Consider the following 13,762-nt stretch of genomic DNA (forward strand, 5'->3'; position numbering starts at 1 on the left):
AGAGGGGGCAAAACGCCCACAGTGTGGGCAGCCTCCCCGGTGGGACGGAGAGGCTGCCCACTATCCGGACGCCGGATGTACGGTCAGTGACGCTCTTGTTACGCGGCGACCGGTGTGTAGTGCGCGGCGTCACCCTCGATCGAGTAGCTCTCCTTGCCCTCGATGCCGACCGGGACGTCACCGGCGACGGTCACCCGGTGCAGTCGGCGCGGCTGCCCGTCGTAGTTGTCGATGGCGTAGTGCTGGGTGATCCGGTTGTCGAAGAGCACCAGCTCGTTCTCCGCCCAGCGGTGGCGCAGGATGTTCTCCGGGCGGGTGATGTACGCCTGCAGCAGCTCCAGGATCTTGCGGGACTCGCCGACCGACAGGCCCACGATCCGCTGCGCGAACCCGCCGATGAACAGCCCGCGCTCCCCGGTCAGCGGATGGACGCGGACGACGGGGTGGGCGGTGCGGTACTTGATCGAGGTGAACCGGGCCCGCTGGGCGGCCTTCTCCTCGTCGATCTCCTCCTCCGGCACCGCGTAGTCGTAGTCGTTGGTGTGCTCGGCCCACAGGGTGTCGGCCAGGCGGCGCAGCGGCTCCGGCAGATCGCGGTAGGCCGCCGCCGCGTTGGCGATCAGGGTCTCGCCGCCGTAGGGCGGGATCGTGATCGAGCGCAGGGTGCTGGCCTGCGGCGGGTTGAGGACGAAGGTGACGTCGGTGTGCCAGTGGTTGGCGCGGCCGCGCTCGCTGTCCACGGGCAGCACGTTCGGGGCACCCTCGACGGCACCGACCGTCGGGTGGGCGGTGGTGAGGTCGCCCAGCCGGCGGGCGAAGGCCTGCTGGCCCTCGTCGTCCAGGTCTGCGGCGTCGAAGACGAGCGCCTTGTGGGCGTTCAGGGCCTCGCGGATCGCGGTGACCTGCTCCTGGTCGAGCGGCTTGGTGATGTCGACTCCGGTGACCCGGGCGCCGATGCGTGCGGTGACCTTGGTGATCTCGATGGACATGGCGGGTCCTTTCAGGCGGTGGCGAGTGCGGGGGATGAAGGTCCCCCCTGTTCGAGCGAAGCCGAGAACTTGGGGGAGTACTGGTTGGCGGGGCGGGGGAGGCCGTAGCGCTCCCGCAGGGTCTGGCGGGGGCCGTACTCCGTGCGCAGCAGGCCGCGGGTGCGCAGAAGGGGTACGACGTGCTCGGCGAACGCCTCCAGACCCGAGGGCAGCACGGCGGGCATGATGTTGAAGCCGTCGGCGGCTCCTTGCGTGAACCAGGTCTCGATCTGGTCGGCGACCTGCTCGGGCGTCCCGGCGAAGGTGAGGTGGCCGCGCCCGCCGCCGAGCCGCCCGATCAGCTGCCGTACGGTCAGCCGCTCCCGCCTGGCCAGCTCCACGACGAGCGTGTAGCGGCTCTTGGCGCCCTCGATGGCGGACTCGGGCGGCAGATCGGCGGGGAGCAGGGCGTCCAGCTCCAGGGTTCCGGGCTCCAGGTGCAGCAGGCTCTCCAGGCGGCCCACCCCGTGGTCGTACACGATGTGGTCCTCGAGGAGCTGCTCGGCGGCTCTGGCTTCGGCCTCGGTCGAGCCGAGCACGGGGACGATGCCCGGCAGCACTTTGATGTGGTCGGGGTTCCGCCCCTCCCGCTCGGTGCGGGACTTGAGGTCGGCGTAGAAGGCCTGCGCGTCCTGGAGGGTCTGCTGGGCGGTGAACACCGCCTCCGCGTACCGTGCCGCGAACCGCTTCCCGTCCTCCGAGGAGCCCGCCTGCACCAGCAGCGGGTAACCCTGCGGGGTGCGCGGCACGTTGAGGGCGCCGGCGACGCTGAAGTACCTCCCCTTGTGCCGGGGCGGGTGGATCTTGCTGTCGTCTCCCCAGACGCCGGCCGCCTTGTCGGCGACGATGGCGTCGTCCTCCCAGCTGTCCCAGAGCTTGAGGGCCACGTCGAGGAACTCGGCGGCGCGCGCGTACCGCTCGGCGTGCGCGGGCTCGGCGTCCAGGCCGAAGTTGCGGGCGGCCTCGGCGCCCGCGGTGGTGACGATGTTCCAGCCCGCCCGGCCCCCGCTGATGACGTCCAGCGAGGCGAACTTGCGGGCCAGGTTGTACGGGGAGTTGTAGGAGGTGGAGGCGGTGGCGATCAGGCCGATGTGCTCGGTGGCCGTCGCCAGTGCGGTCAGCAGGGTGAGGGGCTCCAGGGCGCCGGCCGGCCGCTGGGCGAGGTTGTTCCACAGCTGTGGGCCGTCGGCGAGGAAGAGGGAGTCGAAGGTGCCGCGTTCGGCGATCCGTGCCAGGTTGACGTAGTGCGCGAGGTCGACGTGCGCGTAGGGGTCGCTCTCCGGGAGCCGCCACGAGGCCTCGTGGTGACCGGTGTTCATCAGGAACGCGTTGAGGTGGAGCAGGCGGGTCATGCGTGGTCCTCCGTGACACCGAGGGCGGCCAGCAGCCGCTCGCGGTATTCGCCCAGGACCGGCTCGCGGTAGGAGCGCGGGTGGGGGCGGTCGATGGTCAGGTCGAGGCCGATACGGCCCTGGTCCAGGACGAGGACGCGGTCGGCGAGCACGATCGCCTCGTCCACGTCGTGGGTCACGAGCAGCACGGAGGGCCGGTGGCGCTTCCACAGCTCGCGCAGCAGGCTGTGCATCTTGATCCGGGTGAGTGCGTCCAGCGCGCCGAACGGCTCGTCGGCCAGCAGGAGTTCTGGCTCGCGGACCAGGGAGCGGGCCAGCGCGGCCCGCTGGGCCTCACCACCGGACAGCTCGCCCGGCCAGGCCCGCTCGCGGCCTTTCAGGCCCACCTCCGCGAGGGCGGCCCGGCCGCGCTCCTCGGCGTCCTTGCCGTCCAGGCCCAGCAGGACGTTGTCCAGAACGCGGCGCCAGGGCAGCAGCCGGGAGTCCTGGAAGACCACCGAGACCCGCTCGGGCGCGGTGAGCTGCCCTCCCCCAAGCTCTCGGCTTCGCTCGAGCAGGGGGGACCCCCGTCCGGCCACTCCGTGGTCGAGTCCGGCGACGGCCCGCAGCAGGGTGGACTTGCCCGAGCCGCTGTGCCCCAGGAGGGCCGTGAACTGTCCGGCGGGCAGATCGAGGTCGATGCCGTCGAGGACCGTACGGCCGTCGAACGACCGGGTCAGACCGCGCAGTTGGACGGCGGGCCGGGTCAGCTGCTCAGTGTGCGGCGCCACGACAGCACCCTCCGTTCGATGAGACGGACCACGCTGTCGGAGACCAGGCCGAAGACGCCGTAGATCAGCAGGCCGACCAGGATGACGTCGCTCTGGCCGTAGTTCTGCGCCTGGAACATCATGTAGCCGAGGCCGCTGGTGGCGTTGATCTGCTCCAGGACCACCAGGCCCAGCCAGGAGCCGGTCACGCCGAGCCGGAGTCCCACGAAGAATCCGGGGAGCGCGCCGGGGATCACCACCTGCCGGATGAAGGCGAACCTCGACAGGCCCTGTACCTCGGCGAGTTCGACGTACCGGCTGTCGATGCCGGACAGCGCGGAGTGCGTGTTCAGGTAGATGGGGATGTAGACGACGATCGCGATGATGGCGATCTTGAAGGTCTCACCGATGCCCAGCCAGAGGATGAACAGCGGGATCAGACCGAGGGTCGGGATCGCCCGGTTGAGCTGCACGGTCCCGTCGATCAGCGCTTCCCCCGCCCGGCTGAGCCCCGAGGCGAGCGCCAGCAGCACGCCCGCCGTCAGGCCGATCGCGAAGCCGTACGCGGCCCGCTTCAGCGAGGTCAGCACATCGGTGGACAGCGTGCCGTCCGTCCACAGGTGGCCGGCCGTCCTCAGCACCGTCCAGGGCGCCGGGACGGCACCCGGGTCGAGCCATCCCGCGGCCGAGGCGGCGGACCACAGGGCGAGGACCACCAGCGGGCCGATGAGCCGGGCGGCGGGCAGGTGACGCCCGGGGGAGAGCCGGCGGACCCGGCGGACCTGGGGGAGTTCCTCGGCGGCCGGTGCCGCCACGGCTGTCGTCGTCGTGGTCACGGCGCTCACCTCCGGTACTCCGCCGGTACGGCCCTGGCGGCGATGGACTCGAAGCGGTGGTCGAAGAGCGAGGAGACGTCGAACTTCTTCACGAAGCCGCCCTCGGCGAGCAGATCGGCGGTCTCCTGTTCCCACTTGATCGCCTCGTCCCAACTGAGTGGGAACAGCGGCTTGTTGGCGAGCGCGGTGATGGACTCGGCCTGCTCCAGGGTCAGGTTCTGCGTCTTGACGTAGAACTCCTCGTTCCAGACGTCCGGGTGCTCGTACGTCCACACCTGGCCCCGGGCCCACTGGGGGATGTACGCGGCGATCGCGGCGGCCTTGGCCGGGTCGTTGAGCACGGACTGCGGCGCCCACAGCAGGTTCAGCAGGTCGACCACGTCGGTGGTGATGGTGTGGGCACCCTTGGACCCGTACTGCTTCAGATAGGCGGGTGCCTGGTTGTTGCCGAGCGGGGCCACGTCCACCTGCCCGGACTGCAGGGCGGTGAGGAACTGGTTGCTGGTCAGCGGGACCAGCTTCACGTCGTCGTACTTCAGGCCCGCCTTCTTCAGCGCCCGCAGCAGTACGACACCCTGCGCCTGGCCCTGGGAGAAGGCCAGCCTCTTGCCCTTGAAGTCCTCGACCGTGCGGATGTCGCTGCCGGGTTTGGTGGCGAAGAGGTAGTTGGGCTTGCGGGTGATGTCGATCGCCACGATCTTCGCGGCGAAGCCCTGGTAGTGCGCCTGGATCGGCGGGATGCCCGCGTTGTTGGCGAGGTCCAGGGACCTGGCGCGGAACGCGTTGATCACGTCCGGGCCGGCCCCGATGTTCACCCAGCTCGACACCGTGAACGGCAGCTCGGGCAGCCTCGCCAGCTTGAACTGCAGCTGCTGCTGGTTCTGGTACGAGGCGATCTTCAGGCTGGTTCCCGCCGGGACCTTGTCGGCGAGCGGCTTGGTGGCGGCGCCCTCGGTGTCGGCGGCGGCACTGCCGCCCGCGCAGCCGCTGAGCCCGGCCACGGCGGCGGACGCGCCGAGCAGGGAGGTGAGAAACAGGCGGCGGTCGAGACCGGAAACAGATGGAGAAGGCATGGGAGGACTCCCTGGATGCGCGGAGCGGAACAGAGCAGAAAGGCAGGATGAATTCCGGGCGGGCCGCATGCCGGAAGTGGGGAAATCCCGGACGGGAAGGGTGCCGGAAGAAGTGAACTCACGCAGACGGAAACACGCGCTTCATGCGCGGCAATGTGTCAGCAACAGAGGGTGCGACAGCTCGTGAGCGGGTTCATGAGCAGGATGTTCCCGGCCGTGGACGACCCCTGTCAACATTCCGAGTTTCTGAATTAAATAGCCTCAGGTGACGCGCCCAGCGGGTCGCGGAACAGCACGTCGAGAACCACGGAGCCGCCCGCGACCGCAAGCACGGAATCCGGGAAACTGGTCGGCACGACGGCCGCCGCCCGGCGCATTCCGGCCGCTTCCCGCAGTGCGTGCAGGCATTCCTCGAAGTGCATGACACCCACCTCGGTCACCACGACCGTCTCCGGGTTCAGCACGTCCAGCAGCAGCCCGGCCGCCCGCCCCGTCGTCCGGGCCCGCTCCCTCAGCAGCCGCCGCGCCACCCCGTCCCCGGCCGCCGCCGCGGCCACCACGTGCATCGGGTTCACCCCGTCGATCACGCCGGCCGCGCGGGCGCGCCGGCACAACGTCCGCTCGCTCAGCTCGACCTGGAGGCAGCCGGTACCGCCGCACGCGCACGGCTCGGTGCCGCCCGGCACCGGAAGGTGGGCGATCGACCCCGCCTGGGAGCGGGGCCCGTGGTGCACCTCGTCATTGGTGGCGAAGGCCGCGTCGACCACGTTGCCCACGAACAGGTGCAGCACGCTGCGGCTGCCCCGGGCCCGCCCGAACAGCCGCTCCCCGTTGACCAACGCGCGCGCGTGCCCGTCCACATGGACCGGCAGCCCGGTACGGGCCTCGAGCAGCTCCCGCACCGGCACCTCGCGCCAGCCCAGCAGCTCGTGCTCGACCACGGTGCCCGTCTCCCGGTCCACCCAGCCGCCGACCGCGACCCCGACCCCGAGCGGCCCGCGGCCCGGCGCCTCGGCGAGCAGTGCCGCGAGTCCCTCCGCGGCCCGGGCCAGCACCCAGCCGGGGTCCGTCCGCTCGTGCTTCACCTCCCTCCGGGCCACGACGCGACCCCGCAGATCGAGCAGCGCGACCGTGGTGTACGGCACGGCCACGTGCACCCCGCAGACCAGGTGCCGCTCGGTGTCGAGATCGACGGGCACATGGGGCCGGCCCACCCCGTTCGAGCGCCGCGGGGCAGCCTCCTCACGGATCAGCCCCAGCCCGGTCAGCCGGGCACAGTGCTCGGTCACGGACGCGGGCGACAGCCCGGTCAGCCGGGCGACGGTGCTGCGCGCCACCGGCCCGTGCTCCAGCACGGACCGCAGCACGACGCTGGCGCTGGTACGCCGCCGGTCGCTGTCGGCGGCACGGGGAACAGGGGAGGCAAGAGTGGATGCCGCGGTACGGGGCATGGAGAACCGTCCTCGGGAACGGGGCCGACACGTCTCGGAAGGTTCGAGGCGCGCCGGAGCCCGCCCCTAGGGTCTTTCGTTTGGATCAGGCCGGATCAGGGAGCGGGGCTTGGTGCGTGCAGCTGCAAGGCGGAGGAGGGAGTCGACGCGATGGGGGTCCCCCCGCGCGAGCGTGTTCGAGCGTGGGGGAGCCGGCGAGTGACGACAACGCCGCAGACGTGCGTGCCAGGCCCCGCGAGCCCGGCCTGATCCAAACGAAAGGCCCTACACCGGGCGACGACAGGTGGCCGTGCCCTGGCGTCGCAGGTCGACATAGCGACGCGACGTGAAGTTCCGGGCCTGGGCAACCATGCGTTCGAAGCTAGCAAAACGGCCCACCGCTGCCCAGACGGCGACCGACGGGCGAGACGAACCCCTCTGGGCTTTGGCGGGACCCTACAGTTCCCGGTCGCTACCCGAGCATGAGTGAAACGTCTTCATCTCAGTGACCTGTCTCACGCCTGACCGTGTGTAAGGAGCACCCTTTGTGCGAAGTGCACGAACGCGTCGTTCCACCCTTTGTCGACCGCCGATGGTGATCGGCTCGAGGGCGCTGGGATAGCGTCACGCTGTCCCGACGTGTCCACACCACCCCGCGGAGTCCCCATGAGCACCGCCACCACCCTCGCCCGCCCGGGCACGGTCCTCGCCGACCTGCTGCCGACGTCCCGCGTCCGCGACGCGGCCCTCGTCATCGGCGGCGCCGTGCTCACCGGCCTCGCGGCCCAGCTGTCGGTCCCGGTGCCCGGGTCCCCGGTGCCGGTGACCGGCCAGACCTTCGCCGCGCTGCTCGTCGGCACCGCGCTCGGGGCCCGCCGCGGCTTCCTCTCCCTCGCCCTGTACGCGCTCGCCGGTGTGGCCGGCGTGCCGTGGTTCGCGGGCGGCGCCTCCGGCGCGGGGGCCGTCTCCTTCGGCTATGTCATCGGCATGCTGCTCGCCTCGGCGGCCGTGGGCGCCCTGGCCCGCCGCGGCGCCGACCGCTCCCCGCTGCGCATGGCGGGCACGATGATCCTCGGCGAGGCGATCATCTACGCGGTCGGCGTCCCCTACCTGGCCCTGGCGGCCCACCTCTCCTTCTCCCAGGCGGTCGCGGCCGGCCTCACCCCGTTCCTGATCGGTGACGCCCTCAAGGCCGCCCTGGCGATGGGCGCGCTGCCCACCGCCTGGAAGTTCGTCAGCAAGCGCTGACGCCGTAGTTCCTGCGGAAGAGGTTCGCCGGGTCGTAAGTCTCCTTCAGCCCGGCGAGCCTCTTGCGCGTTTCCGGGTCGTACAGCCCGGCACCCCGGTCCCCGGCCCCGAAGGCGAAGTTGAGCGAGCGGCCCAGGCGATCGTCCGCCAGCAGGGCGAACGCCGGGTCCAGTACGGCCCGCGCCCCCTCACGGTCGCCTACGGTCAACAGCCGCACCAGGAACCGCCCTTCGCGATACGGCACCGCGTTCGGCGCGGGCCGGGCCAGCGCCCCGCCCAGGTGGTTGACCTGCACGACACACATCAGGCCCGCCTCGGGCCCGGTCCGCTTCAGCAGTTCCCCGGCCCGTTCGACGTCCAGCTCCCGCAGCACCGCGCTGTCGCCGTAGTAGGCGTGCGGGAAGTCCGGGTCGCTGTGGATGGTGTGGCTCTCGGCGTACGGCATCTCGCGCAGCGAGTCCGACAGCACCGGCCCGATCTCCCGCAGCGGGGCCGTGAGCCGTTGGCCGTCGGCGCCCGTGTGGGCGACCCTGATCGAGACGAGGTACCGGCCGCGCAGGTGCGGCGGCAGCGCGGGCTGGTCCGGGTACGGTACGGCGGCGAAGGAAGAGGTCAGCGACTCCGGCACGGTCCGCGTCCACGCCTCGTACGCGCGCAGCACGGCCGCAGGGTCCACCTCGCGCCCGTCGAAGGCGAGCGAGCCGCCGTACAGCGTCCGCACCGGAACCAGGCCGATCTCCAGCTCGGTCACGATGCCGAAGTTCTGCCCCGCCCCCAGCAGTGCCCAGTACAGCTCGGGGTCGGACTCCGGGGTGACGCGGCGGAGTTCGCCGTCGGCGGTGACGACCTCCAGCCACCGCACATGGTCGGCCGCGTACCCGAACTCCCGTGCGAGGATGCCGAGTCCGCCGCCCAGGGTGTACGACACCGCGCCCACGCCCGGCGCCGAGCCGTTGAGCGGGGCCAGCCCGTACGGCTCGGCCGCCGCGACCACCTGCCCCCAGCGCACCCCCGCCTGCACGCGGACCGTACGCGCCTCGGGATCGATGGTGAGCCCGTCCAGCCGCCGGGTCGTGATGAGCAGCCCGCCCTCGTAGCCCCCGGGCAGCCCGTGTCCGGTGGCCTGCACGCCCACCGGCAGGTCTTCGGCAGCCGCGTACCGCACGGCGGCCACCACGTCCGCGGTCGACCGGACGGCCGCGATCACCGCGGGCCGTTGGGTGAACCCGGTCTGGAACCCGGTGAGTTCGTCGTCGTAGCCGGCGTCGCCGGGGCGGAGCAGGGTCAGGTCTGCGCGGTCGTCCGTGTAGGTCATGCCACGCATGATGGCCGCATAACCTGACAGCTTCCGTCAGGTTATGCGGCCATGTTCCGAGGGGTGCCGGATCAGCCGACGGAGACCTTGTCGGCCGGTGCCTCGGTGGGGGCGGCCGTGCGGTTGCCCGCGATCCGCTCCTTCACCACGGCGATCACCAGCACCACCGCGGCGACGAGCAGCGACAGCAGCACCGTCTCCCGTCCGTCGTGCTCGGTGTCGGTCAGCATGTAGCCGAGGACGAACACGATCAGCGCGGCCGTCGCCCAGGTCAGGTACGGGTACAGCCACATCTTGACGAGCAGCTTCTCCGGCGTCTCGCGCTGGATGATCTTCCGCATCCGCAGCTGCGAGAAGCAGATGACCAGCCACACGAACAGGGCCACCGCGCCACTGGAGTTGACCAGGAAGAGGAAGACCGAGTCCGGGAACTTGTAGTTGAAGAAGACGGCGACGAAGCCGAAGACGACGGACGCGACGATCGCGGCCATCGGCACACCCCGGGACGTGGTCCGCGCGAACGCCTTCGGTGCGTCACCCCGCTGGCCCAGCGAGAAGGCCATCCGGGAGGCCGTGTAGAGCCCGGAGTTCAGACAGGACAGCACCGACGTCAGCACGATGACGTTCATGATCTGGCCGGCGTGCGCGATGCCGAGGGAGTCCAGGGCGGCGACGTAGGAGCCCTTGTCCTTGATCGACGGGTCGTTCCACGGCAGCAGCGAGACGACCACGAAGATCGAGCCCAGGTAGAAGACGGCGATACGCCAGATGATGCTGTTCGTCGACTTGGTGACCGCCCGCTGCGGGTCCTCCGACTCGCCGGCCGCCAGCGTGGCGATCTCGCTGCCCATGAAGGAGAACACGACCAGCAGCACACCGGTGAGGATGGCCCCGGGTCCGTGGGGCAGGAAGCCGCCGTGACCGGTCAGGTTGTCCAGGCTCGCCTTGTCGCTGTGGACGCCCGGCAGCACCCCGAAGACGGCGAGGGCGCCGACGACGATGAACGCGCCGATCGCCACGACCTTGATCCCGGCGAACCAGAACTCGAACTCACCGTAGGAGCCGACGGAGACCAGGTTGGTCGCGGTCAGCACGATCATGACGATGAGCGCCCAGCCCCACTGCGGCACGGCCGGGACCCACCCGGAGAGGATCTTGGCGCCCGCGGTGGCCTCCACGGCGAGCACGACCACCCAGAAGAACCAGTACAGCCAGCCGATCGAGAAACCGGCCCAACGGCCGAGCGCCCGGTCCGCGTGCGCGGAGAAGGAGCCCGAGGTGGGGTTCGCGGCGGACATCTCGCCCAGCATCCGCATCACCAGCACCACGAGCGTGCCGACGAGGGCGTACGAGAGCAGGATGCCGGGGCCGGCGGTGGCGATGCCGGAGCTGGAACCGACGAACAGACCGGCGCCGATGACACCACCGATGGCGATCATCGACAGATGACGGTTCTTGAGTCCTGCCTGGAGGCCGCCGCCGGGTTCTCCGGGGCGGCCGGGTGCGTTTCCGGCCTGGGTGGGGGTCGGCTGCGAAGTCATAAAGGGTGATTCCTTTGCGCCGGGTGTACGAGAAACAAGAGGGGACACACGTACGGACGGACACCTTCTGCCCCGTACGAGCGGAAGTACGGGGGCTCGTACGAGCGGTGTACGAGCCGGTCCAGTGAATCTGAGGCGAACAAATTCGGGAACCTTTGAATCCGGATTGTTACTTGAGGTTTTCTTGAGGTTCTATGGTGTAGCTCACATCTTTTCCTGGCTGTCACCCCGCGAGGCCGAGCCGCGACGGACGTGACACACTCGGATCATGCGCGTGTACCTCGGCTCCGACCATGCCGGTTTCGAACTGAAGAACCACCTCGTCGAGTGGCTCAAGGCCGCCGGGCACGAGCCCGTCGACTGCGGGCCCCACATCTACGACGCCCAGGACGACTACCCGCCCTTCTGCCTCCGCGCCGCGGAGCGCACCGCCGCGGACCCCGACGCCCTCGGCATCGTCATCGGCGGCTCCGGCAACGGGGAGCAGATCGCCGCGAACAAGGTGAAGGGCGTGCGGGCGGCCCTCGCCTGGAGCGAGGAGACGGCCTCCCTGGGCCGGCAGCACAACAACGCGAACGTCGTCGCCGTGGGCGCCCGGATGCACACGGCGGAGGAGGCGACGAAGTTCGTCGAGACGTTCCTGAACACGCCGTTCTCGGGCGACGAGCGGCATGTGCGGCGCATCGACATGCTGTCCTCGTACGAGACCACGGGCGAGCTGCCGCCGATCCCCCCGCACCACCCGCAGGACTGAGAACCGGCAGGTCAGGGGCGGGGCGTAGCCAGGGGGCCGGGGGTGCCCCCGGCGGCGCCCCGGTGTTTGAAAGGTTGAGGCAAGCCGTGCCAGAGGGGCACACCATCCACCGGCTGGCCCGGGACTACGCGGCACGGTTCGCCGGCGGCGCGGTCGCCGTCACCAGCCCCCAGGGCAAGTTCGCCGACGCCGCGGCCCTGCTCGACGGGGCCGAGCTGCACACCGCCGACGCCCACGGCAAGCACCTCTTCCTCGGCTTCCGCGGCGCCGACTGGGTGCACATCCACCTCGGCCTCTTCGGCAAGGTCGCCTTCGGCGACGCCCCCGCGCCCCCGCCCACCGACACGGTCCGCCTGCGTCTGGCGAACCCCACCGCGTACGTCGACCTGCGCGGCCCCACCACCTGCGCGCTGGTCACCGGCGAGGAGAAGGCCGCGGTCCACGGCCGCCTCGGCCCCGACCCGCTGCGCGACGACGCCGACCCGGAGGCCGCCCACCGGCGGGTCCGCCGCAGCCGGACGAGCATCGCCGCCCTGCTCATGGACCAGAAGGTCATCGCGGGGGTCGGCAACGTCTACCGCGCCGAGGTCCTCTTCCGGCACGGCATCGACCCCTACCGGCCGGGCAAGGACATCACCCCCGCCGAGTGGGACGCGATCTGGGCCGACCTCGCCGCCCTGATGCGCGAGGGCGTCCGCACCAACCGCATCGACACCGTGCGGCCCGAACACACCCCCGAGGCCATGGGCCGCCCGCCGCGCGTCGACGACCACGGCGGCGAGGTGTACGTCTACCGCAGGGCCGGCCTGCCCTGCCACCTCTGTGGCGGCGAGATCCGCACCGCCGGTCTCGCCGCCCGCAACCTGTTCTGGTGCCCCGGCTGCCAGAGGTCATAGGGCCCAGAGCTCACAAAGCCCTTCGGTGCCCCGGTCCCGGTGCCGCGGCAGGCAACGTTTGCCCGTCAAGGAGCGGCGTCCGTGCGTGCTCTGGGGGTACCCCCTGCTCGAAGAGCTTGGGGGCGCGTGCCGGGCGTCGCGACGGGGCGAACGTTGCCTGGTGCGGTCCTAGAACCCGTGCGGCAGCCACGGTGCCACCACCGAGCCGAACGCCAGGGACGCCTCCGCCAGCGCGCCCTGCCGCAGCTCCCGTACCCGCCCGGCCGCGGCCAGCGACGTGAGCGACACCCCGCCCAGATACGCCGTCCCCAACTCCCGCACCGACAGGGCGAGATCGGCCGCGTCCGTCGTACGCGCACACGAGGCGCCCTTCGGGTCGCCCGTCAGCCGCCAACGCCCCTCGTTCCAGGGGCAGAAGGCGTCCTCGACCTCGAACACCACGTCCACGGGCGCCTGGTACGTCCGGGCCTCAAGGGCCGCGCCGACATCGACGAGACGCAGATGGAGGGCGTCCCTCAGCCGTGGCCGGCACCGCCGGATGTCGGACACCAGGTGCTGCCAGGCGTCGTCGACCGGCCGCGCGCGCACGACGAGCGTCGTCGTCAGGTCTATGCCGAACAGGAAGCGCCACAGCGCCGCGTCCGTCGCCGGGTCGAGCGCGGCCAGGTTCACCAGGGTGACCGTCCCGTCGTGCCCGGCGACCCCCCAGCCGAGCTTGGTGCGGAAGCGGGCGTACCCCGTGATCTCGCCCTCGCGCTCGGCGACCACGCACTGCAGCGCGGACGCCCCGTCCCGCTCGCTCACCGGGTCCAGCAGCCCCGCCCGCTCCCAGCCGGGCCGCCGCTCCAGCATGCCGGGACGGCCGGGCACCAGCCGTGCGTACACCGCCTCGCAGGCGTCGAGGACGTCGGCGGGGGCCGCGTACCGCAGCCGTACGTCATCCGTGCCGGCCGGAACGGACAGCTCGACGCGGCTCGTGTCGATCTCGGCGCCCAGCTGGAACGTCGCCGCGCCGTACCCGAACCGGCCGTAGATCGCAGGCTCCGAGGCGGTCAGCACCGCCAGCGGCTCCCCCCAGGAGCGGACGTCGTCCAGCTGCCGGCGCATCATCGAGGTCAGCACCCCGCGCCGGCGGTGCGTGGCCGCCACGCTCACCATGGTGACGCCCGCCGCGGGGACCGAGGCGCCGCCGGGGACGGTGAGGCGGAAGCTGAAGGCGCCCGCAGTGCCGACACATGTGGTTCCGTCCCATACGCCCAGGGATCGATCGAATTCGGTGAGTTCGCGATCCAATGCGCGCTCTTCGGGTGCTTGGTCCGCGCCGCCGAAGGCCCGGACCAGGTGGTCGTACCACGTGTCCCACTCGTCCTGCCGCAGCACGCGCACGTCCGTCGTCATGTGCCATGCCTATCAGGGCAATGCGGGGCGAGCGAGGGAATTTCTCCCGCGTTACGGGGCGCCGATCCCTGTGAAGTTCAGCGCTCGGACGGGGGACAAGTGGGACCTCCCGTGCCAAGGGGCTGGTCCGATGGATAGGGTC

At 71.1% G+C, this 13,762-nt stretch carries 12 protein-coding genes; 3 read left to right on the forward strand and 9 right to left on the reverse strand.

The window, feature by feature from the left end:
• Positions 1-98: 98 nt before the first annotated feature.
• The 6 genes from ACIRC0_RS24085 to ACIRC0_RS24110 form a co-directional block, all read right to left on the reverse strand.
• On the reverse strand, positions 99-989 hold the full coding sequence (locus ACIRC0_RS24085; RefSeq protein WP_403618969.1) for a TauD/TfdA dioxygenase family protein: 891 nt from the start codon (positions 987-989) through the stop codon (positions 99-101).
• Between the two features lie 11 nt (positions 990-1,000).
• Complete coding sequence (locus ACIRC0_RS24090) at positions 1,001-2,380, reverse strand: LLM class flavin-dependent oxidoreductase (RefSeq protein ID WP_403618972.1); 1,380 nt, start codon at positions 2,378-2,380, stop codon at positions 1,001-1,003.
• Positions 2,377-3,150 carry an ABC transporter ATP-binding protein gene (locus ACIRC0_RS24095; protein ID WP_403618975.1) on the reverse strand — a complete coding sequence of 258 codons (774 nt, stop codon included), beginning with the start codon at positions 3,148-3,150 and terminating at the stop codon, positions 2,377-2,379. The genes ACIRC0_RS24090 and ACIRC0_RS24095 overlap by 4 nt, the downstream gene beginning before the upstream one ends.
• Complete coding sequence (locus ACIRC0_RS24100; RefSeq protein ID WP_403618977.1) at positions 3,126-3,974, reverse strand: ABC transporter permease; 849 nt, start codon at positions 3,972-3,974, stop codon at positions 3,126-3,128. Before ACIRC0_RS24100 ends, ACIRC0_RS24095 begins: the two co-directional genes overlap by 25 nt.
• Positions 3,971-5,038 carry an ABC transporter substrate-binding protein gene (locus ACIRC0_RS24105; protein WP_403618980.1) on the reverse strand — a complete coding sequence of 356 codons (1,068 nt, stop codon included), beginning with the start codon at positions 5,036-5,038 and terminating at the stop codon, positions 3,971-3,973. The genes ACIRC0_RS24100 and ACIRC0_RS24105 overlap by 4 nt, the downstream gene beginning before the upstream one ends.
• Positions 5,039-5,289: 251 nt before the next feature.
• Positions 5,290-6,489 carry an ROK family protein gene (locus ACIRC0_RS24110; RefSeq protein ID WP_403618983.1) on the reverse strand — a complete coding sequence of 400 codons (1,200 nt, stop codon included), beginning with the start codon at positions 6,487-6,489 and terminating at the stop codon, positions 5,290-5,292.
• A gap of 645 nt (positions 6,490-7,134) precedes the next feature.
• Here ACIRC0_RS24110 and ACIRC0_RS24115 point away from each other — a divergent pair.
• On the forward strand, positions 7,135-7,716 hold the full coding sequence (locus ACIRC0_RS24115; protein WP_403618986.1) for a biotin transporter BioY: 582 nt from the start codon (positions 7,135-7,137) through the stop codon (positions 7,714-7,716).
• Here the strand turns inward: ACIRC0_RS24115 and ACIRC0_RS24120 are convergent.
• Positions 7,703-9,040: an FAD-binding oxidoreductase gene (locus ACIRC0_RS24120; protein ID WP_403618989.1), complete on the reverse strand. Its 1,338-nt coding sequence runs from the start codon at positions 9,038-9,040 to the stop codon at positions 7,703-7,705. The genes ACIRC0_RS24115 and ACIRC0_RS24120 overlap by 14 nt on opposite strands.
• Before the next feature lie 62 nt (positions 9,041-9,102).
• Complete coding sequence (locus ACIRC0_RS24125; RefSeq protein ID WP_403618992.1) at positions 9,103-10,572, reverse strand: amino acid permease; 1,470 nt, start codon at positions 10,570-10,572, stop codon at positions 9,103-9,105.
• A gap of 268 nt (positions 10,573-10,840) precedes the next feature.
• On the opposite strand from ACIRC0_RS24125, the gene ACIRC0_RS24130 reads away from it, so the two are divergent.
• Together ACIRC0_RS24130 and ACIRC0_RS24135 are read left to right on the forward strand one after the other, a co-directional pair.
• A complete protein-coding gene (locus tag ACIRC0_RS24130; RefSeq protein WP_403618994.1) occupies positions 10,841-11,326 on the forward strand; it encodes a ribose-5-phosphate isomerase in 486 nt (161 codons plus the stop codon).
• Positions 11,327-11,412: 86 nt separating this feature from the next.
• Complete coding sequence (locus tag ACIRC0_RS24135; protein WP_403618997.1) at positions 11,413-12,222, forward strand: Fpg/Nei family DNA glycosylase; 810 nt, start codon at positions 11,413-11,415, stop codon at positions 12,220-12,222.
• Positions 12,223-12,390: 168 nt separating this feature from the next.
• On the opposite strand, the gene ACIRC0_RS24140 is transcribed toward ACIRC0_RS24135, so the two are convergent.
• Positions 12,391-13,620, reverse strand: coding sequence for a GNAT family N-acetyltransferase (locus tag ACIRC0_RS24140; protein WP_403619000.1), 1,230 nt, complete (start codon positions 13,618-13,620; stop codon positions 12,391-12,393).
• Positions 13,621-13,762 lie beyond the last annotated feature (142 nt).

The organism is Streptomyces sp. NPDC093984 (assembly GCF_044764595.1).
GTDB classification, from domain to species: Bacteria; Actinomycetota; Actinomycetes; order Streptomycetales; family Streptomycetaceae; genus Streptomyces; species Streptomyces cynarae.

What these genes read in the sequence shown, in the direction of transcription:
- ACIRC0_RS24125 (WP_403618992.1), bottom strand. Translation starts at nt 10,572, where the DNA reads ATGACTTCGCAGCCGACCCCCACCCAGGCCGGAAACGCACCCGGCCGC.
- ACIRC0_RS24105 (WP_403618980.1), bottom strand. Translation starts at nt 5,038, where the DNA reads ATGCCTTCTCCATCTGTTTCCGGTCTCGACCGCCGCCTGTTTCTCACC.
- ACIRC0_RS24085 (WP_403618969.1), bottom strand. Translation starts at nt 989, where the DNA reads ATGTCCATCGAGATCACCAAGGTCACCGCACGCATCGGCGCCCGGGTC.
- ACIRC0_RS24110 (WP_403618983.1), bottom strand. Translation starts at nt 6,489, where the DNA reads ATGCCCCGTACCGCGGCATCCACTCTTGCCTCCCCTGTTCCCCGTGCC.
- ACIRC0_RS24090 (WP_403618972.1), bottom strand. Translation starts at nt 2,380, where the DNA reads ATGACCCGCCTGCTCCACCTCAACGCGTTCCTGATGAACACCGGTCAC.
- ACIRC0_RS24115 (WP_403618986.1), top strand. Translation starts at nt 7,135, where the DNA reads ATGAGCACCGCCACCACCCTCGCCCGCCCGGGCACGGTCCTCGCCGAC.
- ACIRC0_RS24130 (WP_403618994.1), top strand. Translation starts at nt 10,841, where the DNA reads ATGCGCGTGTACCTCGGCTCCGACCATGCCGGTTTCGAACTGAAGAAC.
- ACIRC0_RS24120 (WP_403618989.1), bottom strand. Translation starts at nt 9,040, where the DNA reads ATGCGTGGCATGACCTACACGGACGACCGCGCAGACCTGACCCTGCTC.
- ACIRC0_RS24140 (WP_403619000.1), bottom strand. Translation starts at nt 13,620, where the DNA reads ATGACGACGGACGTGCGCGTGCTGCGGCAGGACGAGTGGGACACGTGG.